Raw genomic sequence first — 16,578 nt, forward strand, 5'->3', positions numbered from 1 at the left:
AATTCGGCATCCGCTGTAACTGTCGAACCCTGGGGTAAGAGGGAAATAATATTGGATATTTTTCGCCAAATTTAAAGAACTCCTTAACAGATAGCTCATCAAGTCTCTGCAATGCCATTTCTAACCATTCTTTCGGTATTTTTTGAAAGACGGTGTGTAATTCTGAAGGGCAAGGATATTTTCCGCTGCCTTTAATTGTCATATCATATTCAATATTTTTTAAATCTGTGGAGAGATCCACAAATGACCTCATTCCTTTGACCAGTATGGCGGCTGCCAGTTTTATTGGATCATATTCCTGAGGTCTGCCTCTGTTCGAGAGTTCAAATGGAGAGCCAAATTCTTTGGCTACTTTTTCTGCCAGCTCTATGCTTTCTCTAAAGGTTATCTCGACCCTATCGATTATGCCTCTGAATGGTCTCCTCGTTTTTATTGACCATGGTCGCTTTTTCTCATTCCTGAGTGAGTTTCTTTCTTCTCTGGCTATTTCTTGAATCAAAGAACCGGTTACTCTTCCTGCAATCAGTTCAGCAACATCTTCGATCGACAGTTCTTAACAGATGCAACATAAATTTAGTGTAGCATAACAAATTCGAAACATAAATGTACAAGAGACGTTATCTGGTTTAATAGTTATGAAGTTACTCGTAAGCCCTATCAACATAGAAGAGGCAAATACCTGCAAACTTGGCGGAGCGGATATAATCGATGTTAAGAACCCAAAAGAAGGCTCACTTGGTGCTAATTTTCCCTGGATGATAAGCGCTGTTAAGAAAGTGGCAGGTTCCGTACCTGTTAGCGCTACAATAGGAGATTTTAATTATAAGCCGGGAACTGCCTCACTTGCTGCACTGGGTGCTGCTGTTGCAGGGGCTGAATACATCAAGGTGGGATTATACGATATCCAGACAGGAGAGCAGGCACTGGATATGCTGACCGGCATTGTCCGCTCTGTAAAAGATTTTGATAAAAATAAAAAAGTAGTTGCCTCAGGCTATTCAGATTACCGGCGGATCAATTCTATCTCGCCGTTTGAACTTCCCTCCATTGGTGCCAGGGCGGGTGTTGATGTTGTAATGATGGATACGGGTATAAAGGACGGTCGCTCCACATTTGAGTTCCTTGAAGAGCAGGAACTGGTTGAGTTCGTATCAGGTGCAAAAGACTATGGACTTCAAACAGCCATTGCAGGTACTATAAAGTTTGATGATATTCCATCCTTAAGACGCATATCGCCTGATATCATCGGGGTCAGAGGATGTGTATGCGGCGGGGACCGTAATTCTACCATAAAGAAGGAACTTGTTGAGCGATTAAAAGATCTCTTAGCTTAATTATATTCTTTTATCACTTCATAGTTCGTGGTTCGCTCAACCGGAATCCTGCCAGCACTTTTTATTAAATGAATCAGCCTGTCTTTTGGCATATACTCAGGCGTAGCGCCGCCTGCAGCATGTGTGATGCGCTCTTCCATCACGGTACCGTCAATATCGTTTGCGCCATAGTGAAGCGCGATCTGTGCGATCTTTTCACCCACCATGACCCAGTAGGCCTTGATGTTGTTGATATAGCCGTTTAACAAAAGGCGCGAGATGGCGGTTATTTTAAGGTCATCAAAACCTGTGGGACCGTATCGTATCCTGGCGGTTTTTTGCAGATCTGTATTATCAGGATGGAATCTCAGGGGGATAAATGCCTGGAACCCGCCTGTTCTTTTTTGCAATTCCCTTAGCCTGAGAATATGGTCTACAATATCTGAGTGTGTCTCGATGTGGCCGTATAACATCGTAGCATTGCTCTTTATTCCAAGGCGATGTGCTGTCCCCATGACCTCAAGCCACTCTTCGCCGCTTATTTTGTCAGGACAGATCTTTTTCCTTGTTTCCTCATTGAATATCTCGCCTCCGCCTCCTGGAAGGCTTGTGAGCCCTGCTCTTTTCAGACGCAAGAGCACCTCTTTTATACTCATTCCTGAATTCCCTGCAAGGTATGCAATCTCCACAGCGGTGTATGCCTTAAGCGACATAGCAGGATACTTCTCATTGAGATGACTGAGCACGTCCTCGTAATATTCAAAAGGAAGCTCCGGGTTAAGAGAGCCAACGATATGCAGTTCAGTTGCGCCCATTTTCCATGCTTTTTCTGCTTTCTCCATTATCTCATCAATAGTAAGGGTAAAAGCGCTTTTTTGCTCCCTGTCCCTGAAGTACGCGCAGAACCTGCATTTTGAGGCGCAGATGTTTGTGTAATTGATATGGCAATTAGATATGAACATGACCCTGTCTCCCACGGTCTTTTTGCGCGCATAATCCGCAAGCGCACCGATGAGGGAAAGGTTCCGGGATTCCATCAGCAGCATGCCATCCTCGAAATCCAGATCCTCTGAAGCCTGTATTTTTTCTATTATTGATGATAGCTCGTCCATCTACCTGTATTTATATGCAGATAATAGATAAGGGCATCGTTTTTTGAGACTTTTTATTCATATTCCCTTTTTAACTCAAGCGCATCCTTCTCAAGATTGGGGTATCCGCAGATCACCATACCCCTAACATCGAAATCAGAAAAAACCTGTGCCAGCTCCTTGTATTTAGAATCTGGTTCTTCGAGTGCAAAATGCATCCTTCTCTCTTTTTCCCAGGCTTCTACTCCAGTAGCGTGTATATACATATCGTTGAGCCCCTCATGTCCAAGCGTATACTCCACCTGCGCCAGAACCAGTGCAAATTCCTCACCTGAGTCATATCTTCCTGTCCTTGCATGCAGGTGCGGGAAATCGATGCACGGCAAAACTCCTTCTACTTCGGTCAGGGCAAGCACCTCATCAAGATTCCCGAACTGCGACCTGCGTCCAGTCGTCTCAACCCGCAGTGTGATATCCATACCCTCGTCCCTTAATTGTTTCTGGATACTGCCAAGGGTGTTTTTTACTCTCTCGTACACAGCCTGCGGTATGTCCCTCTGGTAGGATGCAGCATGGATCACCACGCTTCTTGCCCCGCATATACTTGCGATCTTTGCTGACTGCAGTATTCTGCCCTTATTCACAAAAAATTTTGCACCGTATGTATTGAGATTTGTATAGTATGGTGCATGAGCACTTAATTTAATATCGAGTTCCTTTGCCACTTCACCCACGGTACGCGCTGTTTTTTCACCCATCCTGACATCATGCAGGAACTGGAGTTCCATACACCCGAGACCGAGTTCATGGGTCTGCTTGATTCCAGAGATGCTGCTCTTTCTTTTTGAACTGGTCGGTGTGCCTGCCGTACCAAAGAGCAGGCGCTCCATTCAACCCTCTATCTCAAGAGGAGAATAACCGTACCACGAGCCCACCTGCTCAAGATGATCCAGTGCCTCAATAAGCGTCTCCTTGTGCCCCTCCTCGAAATGCACGAGTCTCAGGAACAGATCCCTGGCTGATATATCCTCTGTTTTTTGTGCGCTGCCTGAGTATAGTTCAATAGATCTCTCCTCAACTTTGATCCCGAGCTTAAGTACGTCCTTTGTCTCCTCTATATTCAGAGGCCGCAGGGGTTCTGGAAATATACGCCTGGCTCTCTCTGTGTTCTCCTCATCCAGCACCTTGATATCAATTGACCTCCCTGAGATCCTTTTGTATTCCTTCTCAATCAGTTCCTGATGCTTCGCCTCATACTTCGAAAGTTCTCTGAACAGCGCTTTTGGATTATCGTCCTCAACAATGTCGCTGAATATCGAGTAATACTCCTTTCCATAGATCTCAATCGATATAGCTTCTTTTAGGATATCCAGAAGCATGTCACTCTGATTATTCGTATTATTCACACCCCCTTTAGAAAATGATTCCAATCAGTAATAAAGATTGTCAGGTCCTATGTTCTGGCCCTGCATGACTGCTCATCACATCTTCTCACACACCACCACCTCATCCCCGAACCCGAACACATGCAGGACCCTTTCACCTCTTGATCCCTCTTCAAGCTTTTTTCTGATGTCCCAGTATCTCTCAGGCTCAACATCAAAACGCAGGACAACTTTTCCTGCCTTTTCTTTCCTGAAGAGCTCCCTCATCTTATGGATATCCCTCTCAGTCCTGCCCACAACCCTGTAACTATCCTTAAAAAAAGGCGAGTCGATAGGTTTTGAGGATGTAAGAAGGGTGCGCCTCTCATCTCCCTTATAATAGAAGACCTGATCGCCTGCTGTTGTCTGAGCCAGTTCGTTTAGAAGCTCTGCTTTCACTACAGAGGGCTGCGGCTCATAGACATACTCTCTCAGATGACCTGTTTTAATCGAAGGCGCATCAGAGGAGCAGAGATGCGATTCGCCAGGGAGCACAACCGCACTTCGCTCGCATCGTTTGAGATCATCAAAATAAAGGGTAAGTCTATTTAACTGGCCGTTTAGTGACAGGTACTCGCGCTCGCAATCCAGGGTTATCCGTGCTGGCGGCATCTGCGGCGGGGCATGGAACGCAAATCTCTCTGTGATATCGGAGTAGAGCTTCAATATCCCGGTGATAGGAGGCTCGAGGTTCTCCAGTGTTCGCTCTTTCTCTGCTAAAGGGCGCGCAGGATCGGAGAAGATGATATCAGCATCTGATACCTGAGCTTTCGTACTCTCTGATAGCGCATCGCCCAGTATGAATTCGACATTTTTTACATTGTAGGTCTCACAATTCTTTTCTGCATATTCAAGTTTTTTCGGATCTCTCTCGACCGCATAGACTTTCTTGCATTCTTTTGCAAAGAAGATCACCTGCCCTCCAATCCCGCAGCCTAAATCCGCGATTATATCTGTTTTCAGCCGCTTCGCTATATATTTTGCCACAATCTCGGGTGTGGCAAGCCGCAGCCCCTCCTCGTCTGATACAATCGGCTTTGTAAACTTAACAGTGCGTTTATCACGGGTCATTTAGATCTACAGCCTATTTCTTAAATTTCCGTATTTTATGTTCAATTTTATTAACCGCCGATGAACGCAGATAAACGCAGATAATATCCACAGGCTACCTTCTCTTTATCTTAAAGAGATATATCAACAGGATGATCACAGACCCGATCCCGATAATAACTGCGCCTCTTATCTTTGATAATGCCATGGGCTTTGCTGAGTTCTCTTCTGGTTCTGCCGGCGCAGTCGAAGTAGTATTTGATACATTAACATCAGAATTAGCATCGGGTACCCGAATAGAAGTATTCCCTGTCAGATTCAGGGTTATCTCTCCCCGATCCTTTGATATCTCACTGAAGTATCCTGTAATCTCCGTACGATCTGTAATATTTTTTGTGATATTATCCATGCCGCTGATATTGATGATATCAACCCCTGCAGGCATAGCAATGGTAACCCGGGTATTTGCCTGTCCCAGGAACCATATGCTGCTTGAGTTAAGGATGCTGTCTTTAAACCTGTAGGTGACGCTGTATTCATTCACGATGGGACCGGCTGCGTGCGCCTCCCCAATGGCCTCAGGTGATAATGCAGAGCCAACATCCATCATCTCGATCCTCCGTGTCTCGTTATCTATCCTGATATCCGGTTCTCTCTCAATCGTATCTTTAAGCCATTTTCGCAGCTCCCTGTCTGCGTTCAGGAGCTCCCATGCATTGATAAAACTGTCGTTATTGCTATCGATACTGATCCTGTATGTTACTGAATCCGCGCCTGTATAAGTCTCGATGTAGTTCCATGTCATATTGTATTCATTTACTGTAATATCATTAACCCATAAACGCTCTGCTCCGCCAGCTCCTGCAGTCAGGGCTATGAGAACAAAAGCAAAAAAAAGCCTCATCTGGTTATGACCTCACACCCGTCTGCTGTAACGATCACCGTGTGTTCAGCCTGCGAGATAAGCCCGCCCTCGATTTCCTTCAGTACAGGGTATGGTCTGATTATATTAGCTTTTACCAGTTGCACCATGGCAAAATCGATATTGTTGCCAAGCCATCTTTTCGCAAACGGCAGTGTCTTATACTTCTTTATCTCCTCAAGCAGCTTCCTGGCTGAGGGATGGCGCACAGGCTTATCTGAAACAAGATGATAGATCTCAGCGTTCCCTGCATCGTAGATCTTTCCTGCACCGTCTGTGGCGAACGGTTCTATAGCAACTATATCCCCTTCATCGAGTATCACCCCGTGCGGCATCCTTTTGTTCGGAATCGCAGGCGGAGCATGCTGGATATACTGCTCAAGCCCGTGCCCTGTGAGATTGATTACAGGCCTGTATCCGAATGAACCTATTGCGTCCTCTATTGCACCGCCGATATCAGAGGTGTTCACACCTGCACGGATAAGCTTGATTGCCTCAGCAAGAGCAGATTCTGAAGCAGCGACAAGCTCCGGGTTGCCCGATAGATCAACAGTTACCGCGGTATCGGCAATATAGCCGTCTATATGTACCCCGATATCCAGCTTCACCATATCCTCTCCAAAAACCGCTTTATCACCGAACGATGGAGTTGAATGTGCTGCCTCATCATTTCTGGATATGTTCACAGGAAACGCAGGCTCACCTCCCCTCTCACGTATCAGGTTCTCGGTGAACTCAGCAACAGAAAGCAGGCTTACGCCGATATCTACCTTTTTAACGGCCTCTGCGCGTACTTCTGTGAGTATTCTCCCGGCCTGTCTGTATTTCTCTATAATCTCATCTTCCTTATTCATCTAACACCAGATTCTTCCCGAACATAGTTAAATTCTTGCATCCGCTTTTGGTCACGACCACAACATCCTCTATCCTTACTCCTCCTATTTCTCTGTAATAGAGACCGGGTTCAACCGTGACAGCACAGCCTGCTCTCAGTTCCCTGCCACTTTCACTCAGGTTCGGGCCCTCATGGATATCAAGCCCCACGCCATGCCCTGTTGAGTGGATAAAACCCTCTGTGAACTCTCCGCTCCTGCCCCTTGCGGTCTCGTATCCCCTCTCTTCCAGCACATCGCATACGATGTTGTGGATCTCACTGCCTGTGATGCCTGCTCTTATCTTATTAATCGCTGCAGCCTGTGCATCCCTGGCAGCAGAGTACATATCCTCCAGTTCCCCGGCAGGAGTTCCGCGCACTACCGTCCTTGTCATATCAGAGTAGTACCTCTCTTTTTTTGAGCGCGGCACCATATCGATAACAATTGGTTCATCAGCAAGCAGTTCCCCCTCTCCATGCCAGTGGGGGTCGCTGCTGCCCCGCCCGCACGCAATAATGATATCCGGTGCCTCGCATCCCAGTGAGAGAAGCGAGATCTCGATTATTGCCCTTACATCCTCTGCTCTAAGAGGCTCGTTCTCCTGCCACAGCACCCCGTTCCTGACAGAGGCGTTCCTGATCGCAGAAATCCCATCTGCAAGCGCCCGCTCACCCGCCCTCTGGGCTTTTTCTATGGCTGCAACTTCATGTTCTGTTTTTACCTCGCGCATCTCTCGAAAAGGACTTTTTACCGGGAGCACATCAAAGCCTTCCCCCCTCATGCAATCTGCAAGCTGTACTGAGAAGTTATAAGGTACTGCGATACGTTTCACTGCCTCGGAATTTAAAAATTCAACGATCATCTCACAATACGCTGCATCAATATCTTTAAGCTTCCTGAGCTTTTCCATCATACTATATCTGGAGGCTGGAAGTACATCCTCTAATCTGGATTCTTTTCTTGCTCTCCCAAGTTCCATATCAGAGACAAGGAGCTTCTCGTCCCTGGAGTATAGGTATATGAACGGGTCATGGGCTAAAAACCCGGTCGCATAATACATATCCGCGCTGTGCGCACTTTCGCTCACCATAAGGAAAGCATCGGCATCACCAATATTCAGTTTCATTTGTTCACCTTCTTTTTCGTCCGAGTATATATGCTACTGCTAAAAATGCTGTTATTTAGTATTTGATTTTCTCTCCCTGGTTCAGGCTAACCAAAGGTTGCCCCGATCCAGTCCCCTACATAATTTGTTATACCTATTACTATTAATGCTATGAGCAGGTGTTCCATTACTACCTTCCATGGTTTTGCTTTTTGCTGTTTTGCTATGTAGAAGCTGAAGACTCCAAGCAGGGACAGCCCCCAGACTACACTTATGATAATTGCCTCTGTGAGCGGTAATAGATAAATAGGAACAATAAATGTAATCGCAAAAATAAATTTTGTCAAAAACGTAGAGAATGTTGAGATCCATATCTCCATCGTAGTATGCCTGTTTTCTGATTCCTCAGAGACGTGAATGCCAAGCGCATCAGAGAACGCATCTGCTATCGCTATGGTCAATATGCCGCCGATAATCACGGATTTTGAATGTGTGCCGGCATGTAAACCTACAATTAATCCAAGCGTTGTGATTATCCCGGATGTTATGCCAAAACTAAACCCCGTCCTCAAGGAATCTCTCATCAATAATATGTAGTATCCTGATGATATATTAATGAGAGGCTCAGCAGATATATGTAGGTAGCACTTACAGTGGAGGCGTTTATGTGAACCAGCATCGATTGGCATTCTGGAGCATCCAGGCATCTGAACTTCTTCAGCGGCTTCAAACAACACAAGAAGGCTTAACCAGTGATGAAGCACAGCAGCGACTCATACGCTACGGACCAAATCTCCTGACACCAAGGAAGAGAATAGACGCGCTTATGCTTCTACTTGCTCAGTTCAAGAGTCCGATTATTCTTATCCTCATCTTTGCAGTAATATTATCATTCTTTCTGGGTGATCCGGTCGATACTATTATTATATTGATAATCATTTTTATAAGCGGTCTACTCGGGTTCTGGCAGGAATGGGGTGCAGCAAATGTGGTTGAGAGGCTGATATCCACAGTACGTGTGAATGCAACTGTGCTTCGCGATAGAGACAGAAAGGAAATACCTGTTGGAGATGTTGTACCGGGAGATATAGTTCTTCTTGCCGCAGGAGATGGTATCCCGGGAGATTGTCTGATATTAGAGTCCAGAGATCTCTTTATCAACGAAGCCGCCCTGACGGGTGAAACCTATCCTGTAGAGAAAGTGCCCGGTGTTTTACCAAAAGAGAAGCCGCTTGGCCAGCGTACGAACAGTCTCTTTATGGGAACACATGTGGTCAGTGGCACAGCCAAAGCTATGGTTTTATATACCGGGGCTGAGACCGAATTCGGTAAAGTTTTTAAGCATCTGGAATTCAGGCCGCCTGAGACTGAATTTGAGCACGGTGTCAGGCGGTTCGGGTATTTTCTCATCGAAGTTACACTGTTGCTTGTAATTACAATCTTCGCCATCAACGCCTACCTGGCACGCCCGATATTGGAATCTTTTCTTTTTGCCTTAGCACTCGCTGTTGGTCTTACTCCACAGCTTCTGCCTGCGATAATAAGCGTCAATCTTGCCCATGGCGCAAAACGAATGGCACGCCAGAAGGTCATTGTCAAGCGGCTTGCATCGATAGAGAACTTTGGCAGTATGAACGTACTGTGCTCAGATAAGACAGGTACCCTGACCGAAGGGGTAATGCGCATTCAGGCTGCACTTGATGTTGATGGCAATCAAAGCGAAAAGGTCCTTCTGTATGCCTATCTTAATGCAATTTACGAATCAGGTTTTGTAAACCCGATCGACAAAGCTATCCGAGCCCATCGAACGTTCGATCTCTCAGCCTACAGAAAATTAGATGAAGTGCCGTATGATTTTATCCGCAAGCGACTTAGCATTCTGGTTTCAAAAGAAGATACGCATATTATGGTGACCAAAGGTGCACTGCACAACGTGCTGGTTCTGTGCACATCAGCAGAGATATCAAGAGGGATAATAGTGGATATAGATGTTGCACGGGAGCAGATCCTGCAGCGCTTTGAGAGGCTAAGCGGCGAAGGCTTTCGCGTGCTGGGAATTGCATACAGGGATATCGGCTCTATCTCGATTATAACAAAGGACTATGAGGCTGGCATGACCTTTCTAGGATTCATTGTTTTCTATGATCCACCCAAATCCGGAGTCGCAGAGGCCATAGACCATCTGAGGCACCTTGGCGTTTCACTGAAGATCATCACAGGAGATAACAGACTGGTCGCTGCCAGTGTCAGCAAACAGGTGGGATTGTCAGATCCACAGATCCTTACAGGCCATGATCTTCGCCTGATGAGTGATGAGGCACTGCTCAGGCAGGTGAACTATATAAATATTTTTGCTGAGATCGAGCCAAATCAGAAAGAACGCATTATTCTGGCTCTTAGGAGAGCTGGAAATGTTGTGGGCTATATGGGGGATGGGATTAATGATGCGCCAGCACTCCACGTTGCCGATGCTGGTATCTCAGTTGATAGTGCTGTGGATGTTGCCAAGGATGCTGCCGATATTGTACTTCTTGAGAAGGACCTATCTGTCCTTGCTCAGGGTGTGCGCGAGGGAAGGGTGACCTTTGCTAACACATTAAAGTATGTGTTTATGGCGACGAGTGCAAATTTTGGGAACATGTTCAGCATGGCAGGAGCATCACTGTTCCTTCCATTTCTTCCCCTGCTGCCCAAACAGATTCTACTCAATAATCTCATGACTGACTTCCCTGAGATGACCATAGCAACCGATAGTGTGGATAATGAGATGGTTGATCGGCCCCGACGCTGGAACATCAGGTTCATTCGTACTTTTATGATCATCTTTGGTATTCTAAGTTCCGTGTTCGACTATCTCACATTTGGCGCTCTGTTGCTCATCCTCCATGCTACAGTGGATCAATTCAGAACTGGCTGGTTTATTGAATCTGTTATCTCAGCTTCGATGATTATACTTGTTATTCGAACCAGGAGACCTTTCTTTAAGAGTATGCCTGGAAAGTACCTGCTCACAGCTACACTGCTTATTATCGTAGGTACATCTCTTTTACCTTTTACCCCACTTAAGAAGATATTTGAATTTAGTCCGCTTTCGGTTTCGTTTTTTCTTATTATGTGGATGATTGTGGTGTTTTACATTATTGCAGCGGAGAGAATAAAAGAAGCCTTTTATAAGAGGGTAGAATTTTAAAAAGAATCAATCTATTCTCTTCCCTTTAACCTCAAGGCGCCCTGTCTTACTTTGAGACCTAACTTATCAGGCACATATTCAAGGAGTTCAGGATCGAGATAGACCGCCTTTATCAATGCATGGGACGCCCTTTCATAACTGCCAAGGCTATAATAGGCTAACCCCAGGCCGTGGTAGGCCAGAGGAAACTCAGGATTTAGCCTTATGGCCTCCTGGAACTCCCTGAGCGCGTCCTCGTACCTGCCCACCTCAGCATAGATACTCCCGAGGTTGTTGCGGGCAGGGGAATAGTCGGGGTCAAGCCGGATAGCCTCCCTGAATTCCTCTATTGCTTCCTCATTTCTCTTTTGCAGGGCATAGATATCCCCAAGGTTATTATGTGCGCCAGCATAGCCGGGGTTGAGCCTGATCGCCGCTTCCAGCTCTCGGATTGCCTCATCGTATCTTCCAAGCCCTGCATAGATATTGCCCAGGTTGCTGTGAGCCTCTGTATATTCCGGTCTGAGCCTGATAGCCTCTTCAAGTTCCAGAATCGCTTCATCGAACATTCCCATTCTGCTGTAGGTGACGGCAAGATTGTTGTGCACTTCAATATAGCCGGGATCAAGCCTGAGCGCTTCCTTTAGTTCTTCGATAGCCTCCCCGTACCTGCCCATCTTATCATACGCGATACCCAGGTTGTTATGAATATTGTGGCTCAGGCCGATGTCAGAGGTAACACTGAAAAAAGAGTAATACTCTGTTAGGAGCCCTGAGGTCTCCTCATCCAGTCCAGATAGGTCTTTTAACTTGTAATAATTCTCTGTTCTGTGATAATGCACGATCCCTATTTCCCTGATCGACCCAATGCTGAAATCTACGAGTATCACTGAATTGTGTGAGAAACTGTCTATTATGATAAAGACATGAGGCCCAGAACTGGCAGCCCTTACTTCAGGTACGAGACTGCTCAGGAGTATATAACCAAGCTGGGTGATCGCAGCGCAGGATGCAAGGAATTCCTGCTCTTTCATTTTCTCTTCCCGGGGGATTCTAGCCTTATCCAGAATAGCAAATATATCCTCATTCCCGGGATTCAGACCATTAACAAGAAGTCTTATCAGCCTGGTGGGAGCATCAGGGCGGTAGTATCCCTTATGCTCCAATAGAACCATCATGTCCCTTAGTGAACTGATCAATCCGACCGTATCCTTTGCTTCCAGAGCAGTATCTGTTGCTTGTTTTATCGAATCGAAACCTATCTCTTTAAATAATGTATCGAGTTCGTCAAGGATAGCCTGTGCACCGGTATCATGATAACCCAGATGCAAAAGCCGCTCTCTAATATCGGTCATTTTTTATATCCTGCGGTTTCGCCCTAATCTGTTATAAACCCATCGTACCCGGCATACAGCCTAAAAATGCCCTGTATTCATGAGTTCCGCATTCGCCCGATATGCTGCAACTATCGCCCCAAGCAGGATCGGTGCTATAAAGAACCCGGCAATGCCGCCTACCAGACCGCCGCCTGTGAATGCTATAATGATCAGCATCGGGTGTATTCTTGATTGTACATTGATAATATATGGCCTGATTAAGAGCTCAGGCAGGGCTATTATCACCACGAACGAAACTATAAGAAAAATAATTGCGCTCTGAGTCTCCATTTCAATAAAATATCTATAGATTGCAAGCGGTACAATCACCATCCAGCCTGCAAATATTGGAATTATTGCTGCAATGAGCATAAGAGCCGAGAGCGCCAGAACGTTTGAGAAACCAAATATGGAGAAAATGATCAATGATAACAGTCCATCTACGATTGCGGTATAGGCATTTCCTATGAATATCGCAGAGAGGATCCCATCAAAATGCTTGAGGAACCTTTGAGAGAAATCACCCACTTCCTGCGGGATTACCTCTGTTATCCCTCCAACAAGACGGCTGCCATCAACCAGCAGGTAGAAACCGAGTAGAATAGCAATGAGGATATTAATAGCAGCAATTATCGACGTCCTGGCAATATCACCTATACGCAATTCACTTATTATAGGTGCAAGATATGAAGTAAAATTCAATATAATATCCCTGGTCCTGTCCCGAACGAAATCCGGGGGATCAAAGCTCTCAACAAGGCTCAATAATAATCCAACCACATATTCCTGATTTTGAATCACCCAGAGAATCTGATTGAAAAGTTCAATAATACCTAAGCCGATTATCAAAAAAATTGGGAAAACAATAGCAAATGTAGCAATGTAGGGAGATAATCTCGGGACGTACCTGTCAAGATACTGTTTCATAGGTCTTGCAACATATGCGAGGACTATCCCCAGGACTATGCCATCCAGCAGCGGGCGTAGAATATACAGGAACATGGCAGTGACTAATAGAATAATAACTGACAGTGCGATCTTCCATTTATTCTTTATTAAATTTGATACCCCGTCTGTGGATTGAGTGTTCAGCATTTTATATAGACAATGTTCTCAGAGAATATATAATTAATTAGCTAAAGTAATACCTTTTACGCTACCGACTAAGCAATATAGCATAGTGATAAACGTACAAAATCAGCCATGAATGCCTTTATGCAATCAAATCCGCTCAATAATATACGTATAGAAACGTTTATCTATTATTACTTTTTAACCCGTATATGGGAATAGGGAAGTATTCCGCTGAAAGAATCGGATACTTTAATTTAAAACAAAGGAATGGTAGGTTTGACTCTGTTATATCTGGAGTTGTTAAATGGCGCATTAGGTCAGGCTCTTATTTTATTAGTTTTAATTCTAATAAAGGACTTTAAAAAAGAATTCTCTAATAGAGGTACAAGAATTCAAATTCCATTTGCTTTCTTTGGGCTCAGTATAATTGTTTTTTCTATTAAAGAACTCTACAGATATGGGCCTTTTGATAATATTGTTGATCCTGTTGTTTCTGAATTACTTGAAATGTTACACCTTCTGCTGACCCTGGCAGTAATTTTTTTACTGCTGGGATTAAAAAAACAGGTGATATTTAATTAAATATTCAGTACCTCTCTATCACATTATACAGCGTATCCCGCTTTGCCACAGGCCGCCCCAATCTCTTTGCAGCATGCACAAGCTCATCCACGCTCTTGCTGTGAAAAGGCACTCCAGCAGCCCGAACAACGTTTTCCTCTATCATCGTTCCTCCAAGGTCGTTCGCACCATAGTTCAGCGCAACCTGGGCGACTGAAATGCCCTGTGTGACCCAGGAGGCCTGGATATTCTTGATGTACCCGTTGAGAAGGATGCGCGATACTGCGACCATCTTGAGGTAATCCATGCCAGTTGAATTCCCACTTAACTGCGTATTCTCTGACTGAAAGCTCCAGGGTATAAAGGCAGTAAACCCGCTGTACTTTTTCTGCATATCACGTATCCTGATAATGTGCTTTATCCTCTCCTCCAGAGTCTCGGCATGCCCGAAGACCATGGTTGCAGTGGTGGGAATACCCAGGGAATGGGCGGACAGCATCACCTCCTGCCACTTCTCCCACCCGATCTTGCCGGGCGAGATATAACCCCGCACCCTGTCATCCAGTATCTCAGCGCCTCCGCCCGGTATTGAATCAAGCCCTGCATCATGGAGCCGCAGGATCGTTTCCCTGATACTGGCGCCATATAACTTTGATATATGCACTATCTCAGGCGGGGAAAAAGCATGCATCTGGACATTGAACCTTTTTTTGACCTGTGTGAGGAGATGCTCACAGTATTCAACCTGGATATTCGGGTTCAATCCTCCCTGGAGCAGGATCTGGGTTGCGCCTAACCTGACAGCCTCATCTACCTTTGAGAGAATCTCTTTGGTCGTCAGGACATACGCATCCTCCGCATCAGGCTCCCTGTAGAATGCGCAGAACCTGCATTTTGAAGAGCAGATATTGGTATAATTTATATTCCTGTCCACAACAAAGGTAACCAGATCACCTGCACTTCGCTTTCGCAAAACATCTGCTGCTGCGCCCAGAAGGTTAAGGTTACTGGATTCAAGCAGCCTTGTGCCCTCTTTTATGCCCATCGGCTCATTACCCATTGCTTGATAGAGAATCTCAGATAGCTCGTTATCATCTGTTAATCTTTTTATTATATCAAAATTCATCATCCTGTGAATAGCTCCTCTTGAATTTCAGGGCAAGTTCAGCCCTCATAAGTTCTCTACCAAGATAAGCAGCATGATCAAGCCGTGAGACCAATCCAAGCCTGATGATAGTATCAAGAACTTCCTTTGCTGTGGTTCCAGCAATTGAGTTATTTCTATTTCTTGCTATGATCTTTCCTGGATAGAGCTTCCCATTCATGACCCGGTCATCTGTGATATCGATCTTAAAGCACCCTGCCGTGTCAAGATGCCATCTTTCACTGCCCTCAGCTTCGATTACATCTTCAGGCATAGTGCTAAACGCACGTCTTCTTTTCTCCTTTATCTTAAGGAGATCAATCCCCATGTCCTTGGGAGCGCTTCCTCTTTCTCTTGCAAGCGCCATCATAATAGATGCAGTCTTTAGCTCAGATACGCTGCTGTGGGCTTTATCACTGTACTCAGGCGTGAATAAAACACTGGCATCAAGTTCCATGGCAGTTACAGCAAGTATGGCATTAATACCGATTGAATCTGCATCTATCAGTTCTGTGACATTGCCCGCACCAAAAAAAAGTGGTGTTGTCAGGTCACGCTTTCGGAACTCATAGTACCTGTTGATTGATTCCACTAATCCATAACCCGGCGGCTCAAGCACAGGATCTGCTATAATATTGTTGATTCCCGAATTCCTTGCTGATTCAATATTATTAAATAAACTCTCTAAATCACCTGCGCAATCAGGGATTATAACTGCAGTAGCCGAATTTTGAACAATGTTCTCTTTTACCTCATCGATGTTCTCGGAGTTCAGGCTCAGTACAGCATCCACTCCTGTATCCAGAGCTGCATTGATTAGCAGGGGATCAAGCGTATCGATACTAATGGGCACCAGAGTTGCAGATCTTGCTACTTCAACAGCAGTTCTAACCTCGTCTGGTTCTGTATCCAGAGAGATCCCGAGGTCGATAATATCAGCCCCATTCTGTACAAAGTATAGTATTTTATCCATTAGCTCCTGCCGGGATAGATGGCCTGCATCTACGATCTCGGCCATTACCTTCATACGTGAATTCCCGCCAAGCTTCACTCCTTTCATAATAAATGGCGATACAGATCTCTCCTCAAGTTCGGCTATTTTCTCGAAAGCATTTGTGCGCCTCACCATGGTTAGCAGTTCACAGGCAGGGACTTCTCTGGAAAAGGTAATATCCTCACTGTATGAGAGCACAAAACCAAGATCAACAGCATGTTTTGGGCCAAGAAGGATAGGCATGCCTGATTCCCTCTCAAGCGCCCTGAAATCACCTGATGCCAGACCTGGAATCAATATAAGATCATACCTTTTATCATAAAGATACCACCTGAGCAGGGTAGGAGTGATAAACGAAGCGACCTCTATATCCAGAACAAGAACATCAGCCATGTCCTGCACCGACTTCCTTACGGCATTCTCTGCCAGTCTTCCAGTTACTACCAGGATATCCATGTTAATCTCAATCCATTACTCTTT

General features: G+C 45.3%; 16 protein-coding genes. 3 read left to right on the forward strand and 13 right to left on the reverse strand.

The window, feature by feature from the left end:
- The coding region (locus tag ANME2D_RS18380; RefSeq protein WP_048089412.1) for a hypothetical protein at window positions 1-499 on the reverse strand (499 nt) is incomplete at its 3' end.
- A 136-nt stretch (window positions 500-635) separates the two neighbouring features.
- Here ANME2D_RS18380 and ANME2D_RS04520 point away from each other — a divergent pair.
- Complete coding sequence (locus ANME2D_RS04520; RefSeq protein WP_048089413.1) at window positions 636-1,334, forward strand: (5-formylfuran-3-yl)methyl phosphate synthase; 699 nt, start codon at window positions 636-638, stop codon at window positions 1,332-1,334.
- Here the strand turns inward: ANME2D_RS04520 and mqnE are convergent.
- The 8 genes from mqnE to ANME2D_RS04560 all read right to left on the reverse strand — a co-directional run bounded on the left by mqnE (window position 1,331) and on the right by ANME2D_RS04560 (window position 8,364).
- Entirely contained in the window at window positions 1,331-2,425 is a 1,095-nt protein-coding gene (mqnE, locus tag ANME2D_RS04525) for an aminofutalosine synthase MqnE (RefSeq protein ID WP_048089414.1), read from the reverse strand. The genes ANME2D_RS04520 and mqnE overlap by 4 nt on opposite strands.
- A 53-nt stretch (window positions 2,426-2,478) precedes the next feature.
- The gene (locus ANME2D_RS04530; protein WP_048089415.1) at window positions 2,479-3,294 is read right to left on the reverse strand and encodes a TIM barrel protein; all 816 of its coding nucleotides are present in this window, start codon (window positions 3,292-3,294) and stop codon (window positions 2,479-2,481) included.
- Window positions 3,295-3,834 carry a ferritin family protein gene (locus ANME2D_RS04535; protein ID WP_157833967.1) on the reverse strand — a complete coding sequence of 180 codons (540 nt, stop codon included), beginning with the start codon at window positions 3,832-3,834 and terminating at the stop codon, window positions 3,295-3,297.
- Window positions 3,835-3,885: 51 nt separating this feature from the next.
- Window positions 3,886-4,899 (reverse strand): methyltransferase domain-containing protein, encoded by a 1,014-nt coding sequence (locus tag ANME2D_RS04540; RefSeq protein ID WP_048089417.1) that lies wholly within the window; start codon window positions 4,897-4,899, stop codon window positions 3,886-3,888.
- Between the two features lie 94 nt (window positions 4,900-4,993).
- Entirely contained in the window at window positions 4,994-5,782 is a 789-nt protein-coding gene (locus ANME2D_RS04545) for a hypothetical protein (protein WP_048089418.1), read from the reverse strand.
- Window positions 5,779-6,654 carry a type II methionyl aminopeptidase gene (gene map / locus ANME2D_RS04550; RefSeq protein WP_048089419.1) on the reverse strand — a complete coding sequence of 292 codons (876 nt, stop codon included), beginning with the start codon at window positions 6,652-6,654 and terminating at the stop codon, window positions 5,779-5,781. The genes ANME2D_RS04545 and map overlap by 4 nt, the downstream gene beginning before the upstream one ends.
- Window positions 6,647-7,801, reverse strand: coding sequence for a M24 family metallopeptidase (locus tag ANME2D_RS04555; protein WP_048089420.1), 1,155 nt, complete (start codon window positions 7,799-7,801; stop codon window positions 6,647-6,649). Before ANME2D_RS04555 ends, map begins: the two co-directional genes overlap by 8 nt.
- Window positions 7,802-7,887: 86 nt before the next feature.
- Window positions 7,888-8,364 (reverse strand): VIT1/CCC1 transporter family protein, encoded by a 477-nt coding sequence (locus ANME2D_RS04560; RefSeq protein ID WP_048089421.1) that lies wholly within the window; start codon window positions 8,362-8,364, stop codon window positions 7,888-7,890.
- An 83-nt stretch (window positions 8,365-8,447) separates the two neighbouring features.
- Here ANME2D_RS04560 and mgtA point away from each other — a divergent pair, with 83 nt between their 5' ends.
- Window positions 8,448-10,970 (forward strand): magnesium-translocating P-type ATPase, encoded by a 2,523-nt coding sequence (gene mgtA / locus ANME2D_RS04565; RefSeq protein WP_048089422.1) that lies wholly within the window; start codon window positions 8,448-8,450, stop codon window positions 10,968-10,970.
- Window positions 10,971-10,981: 11 nt separating this feature from the next.
- Here mgtA and ANME2D_RS04570 read toward each other — a convergent pair whose 3' ends face one another.
- Window positions 10,982-12,304: a tetratricopeptide repeat protein gene (locus ANME2D_RS04570; RefSeq protein WP_048089423.1), complete on the reverse strand. Its 1,323-nt coding sequence runs from the start codon at window positions 12,302-12,304 to the stop codon at window positions 10,982-10,984.
- Between the two features lie 60 nt (window positions 12,305-12,364).
- On the reverse strand, window positions 12,365-13,420 hold the full coding sequence (locus ANME2D_RS04575; RefSeq protein ID WP_048089424.1) for an AI-2E family transporter: 1,056 nt from the start codon (window positions 13,418-13,420) through the stop codon (window positions 12,365-12,367).
- 246 nt (window positions 13,421-13,666) lie between these two features.
- Between ANME2D_RS04575 and ANME2D_RS04580 the strand changes: the two genes are divergently transcribed.
- On the forward strand, window positions 13,667-13,981 hold the full coding sequence (locus tag ANME2D_RS04580) for a hypothetical protein (RefSeq protein WP_048089425.1): 315 nt from the start codon (window positions 13,667-13,669) through the stop codon (window positions 13,979-13,981).
- 4 nt (window positions 13,982-13,985) lie between these two features.
- On the opposite strand, the gene mqnC is transcribed toward ANME2D_RS04580, so the two are convergent.
- Together mqnC and ANME2D_RS04590 are read right to left on the reverse strand one after the other, a co-directional pair.
- Window positions 13,986-15,089: a cyclic dehypoxanthinyl futalosine synthase gene (mqnC, locus tag ANME2D_RS04585; RefSeq protein WP_198527350.1), complete on the reverse strand. Its 1,104-nt coding sequence runs from the start codon at window positions 15,087-15,089 to the stop codon at window positions 13,986-13,988.
- A complete protein-coding gene (locus tag ANME2D_RS04590) occupies window positions 15,076-16,554 on the reverse strand; it encodes a dihydropteroate synthase-like protein (protein WP_048089426.1) in 1,479 nt (492 codons plus the stop codon). The genes mqnC and ANME2D_RS04590 overlap by 14 nt, the downstream gene beginning before the upstream one ends.
- Window positions 16,555-16,578: the final 24 nt, after the last annotated feature.

Source organism: Candidatus Methanoperedens nitratireducens, from assembly GCF_000685155.1.
GTDB classification, from domain to species: Archaea; Halobacteriota; Methanosarcinia; order Methanosarcinales; family Methanoperedenaceae; genus Methanoperedens; species Methanoperedens nitratireducens.

Excerpts from the sequence above, each read along its gene's own strand:
- ANME2D_RS04540 (WP_048089417.1), bottom strand. The coding sequence starts at position 4,899 with ATGACCCGTGATAAACGCACTGTTAAGTTTACAAAGCCGATTGTATCA.
- ANME2D_RS04555 (WP_048089420.1), bottom strand. The coding sequence starts at position 7,801 with ATGAAACTGAATATTGGTGATGCCGATGCTTTCCTTATGGTGAGCGAA.
- mqnE (WP_048089414.1), bottom strand. The coding sequence starts at position 2,425 with ATGGACGAGCTATCATCAATAATAGAAAAAATACAGGCTTCAGAGGAT.
- mqnC (WP_198527350.1), bottom strand. The coding sequence starts at position 15,089 with ATGATGAATTTTGATATAATAAAAAGATTAACAGATGATAACGAGCTA.
- ANME2D_RS04545 (WP_048089418.1), bottom strand. The coding sequence starts at position 5,782 with ATGAGGCTTTTTTTTGCTTTTGTTCTCATAGCCCTGACTGCAGGAGCT.
- ANME2D_RS04520 (WP_048089413.1), top strand. The coding sequence starts at position 636 with ATGAAGTTACTCGTAAGCCCTATCAACATAGAAGAGGCAAATACCTGC.
- ANME2D_RS04530 (WP_048089415.1), bottom strand. The coding sequence starts at position 3,294 with ATGGAGCGCCTGCTCTTTGGTACGGCAGGCACACCGACCAGTTCAAAA.
- ANME2D_RS04575 (WP_048089424.1), bottom strand. The coding sequence starts at position 13,420 with ATGCTGAACACTCAATCCACAGACGGGGTATCAAATTTAATAAAGAAT.
- ANME2D_RS04560 (WP_048089421.1), bottom strand. The coding sequence starts at position 8,364 with ATGAGAGATTCCTTGAGGACGGGGTTTAGTTTTGGCATAACATCCGGG.
- ANME2D_RS04570 (WP_048089423.1), bottom strand. The coding sequence starts at position 12,304 with ATGACCGATATTAGAGAGCGGCTTTTGCATCTGGGTTATCATGATACC.
- ANME2D_RS04580 (WP_048089425.1), top strand. The coding sequence starts at position 13,667 with ATGGTAGGTTTGACTCTGTTATATCTGGAGTTGTTAAATGGCGCATTA.
- ANME2D_RS04590 (WP_048089426.1), bottom strand. The coding sequence starts at position 16,554 with ATGGATATCCTGGTAGTAACTGGAAGACTGGCAGAGAATGCCGTAAGG.
- map (WP_048089419.1), bottom strand. The coding sequence starts at position 6,654 with ATGAATAAGGAAGATGAGATTATAGAGAAATACAGACAGGCCGGGAGA.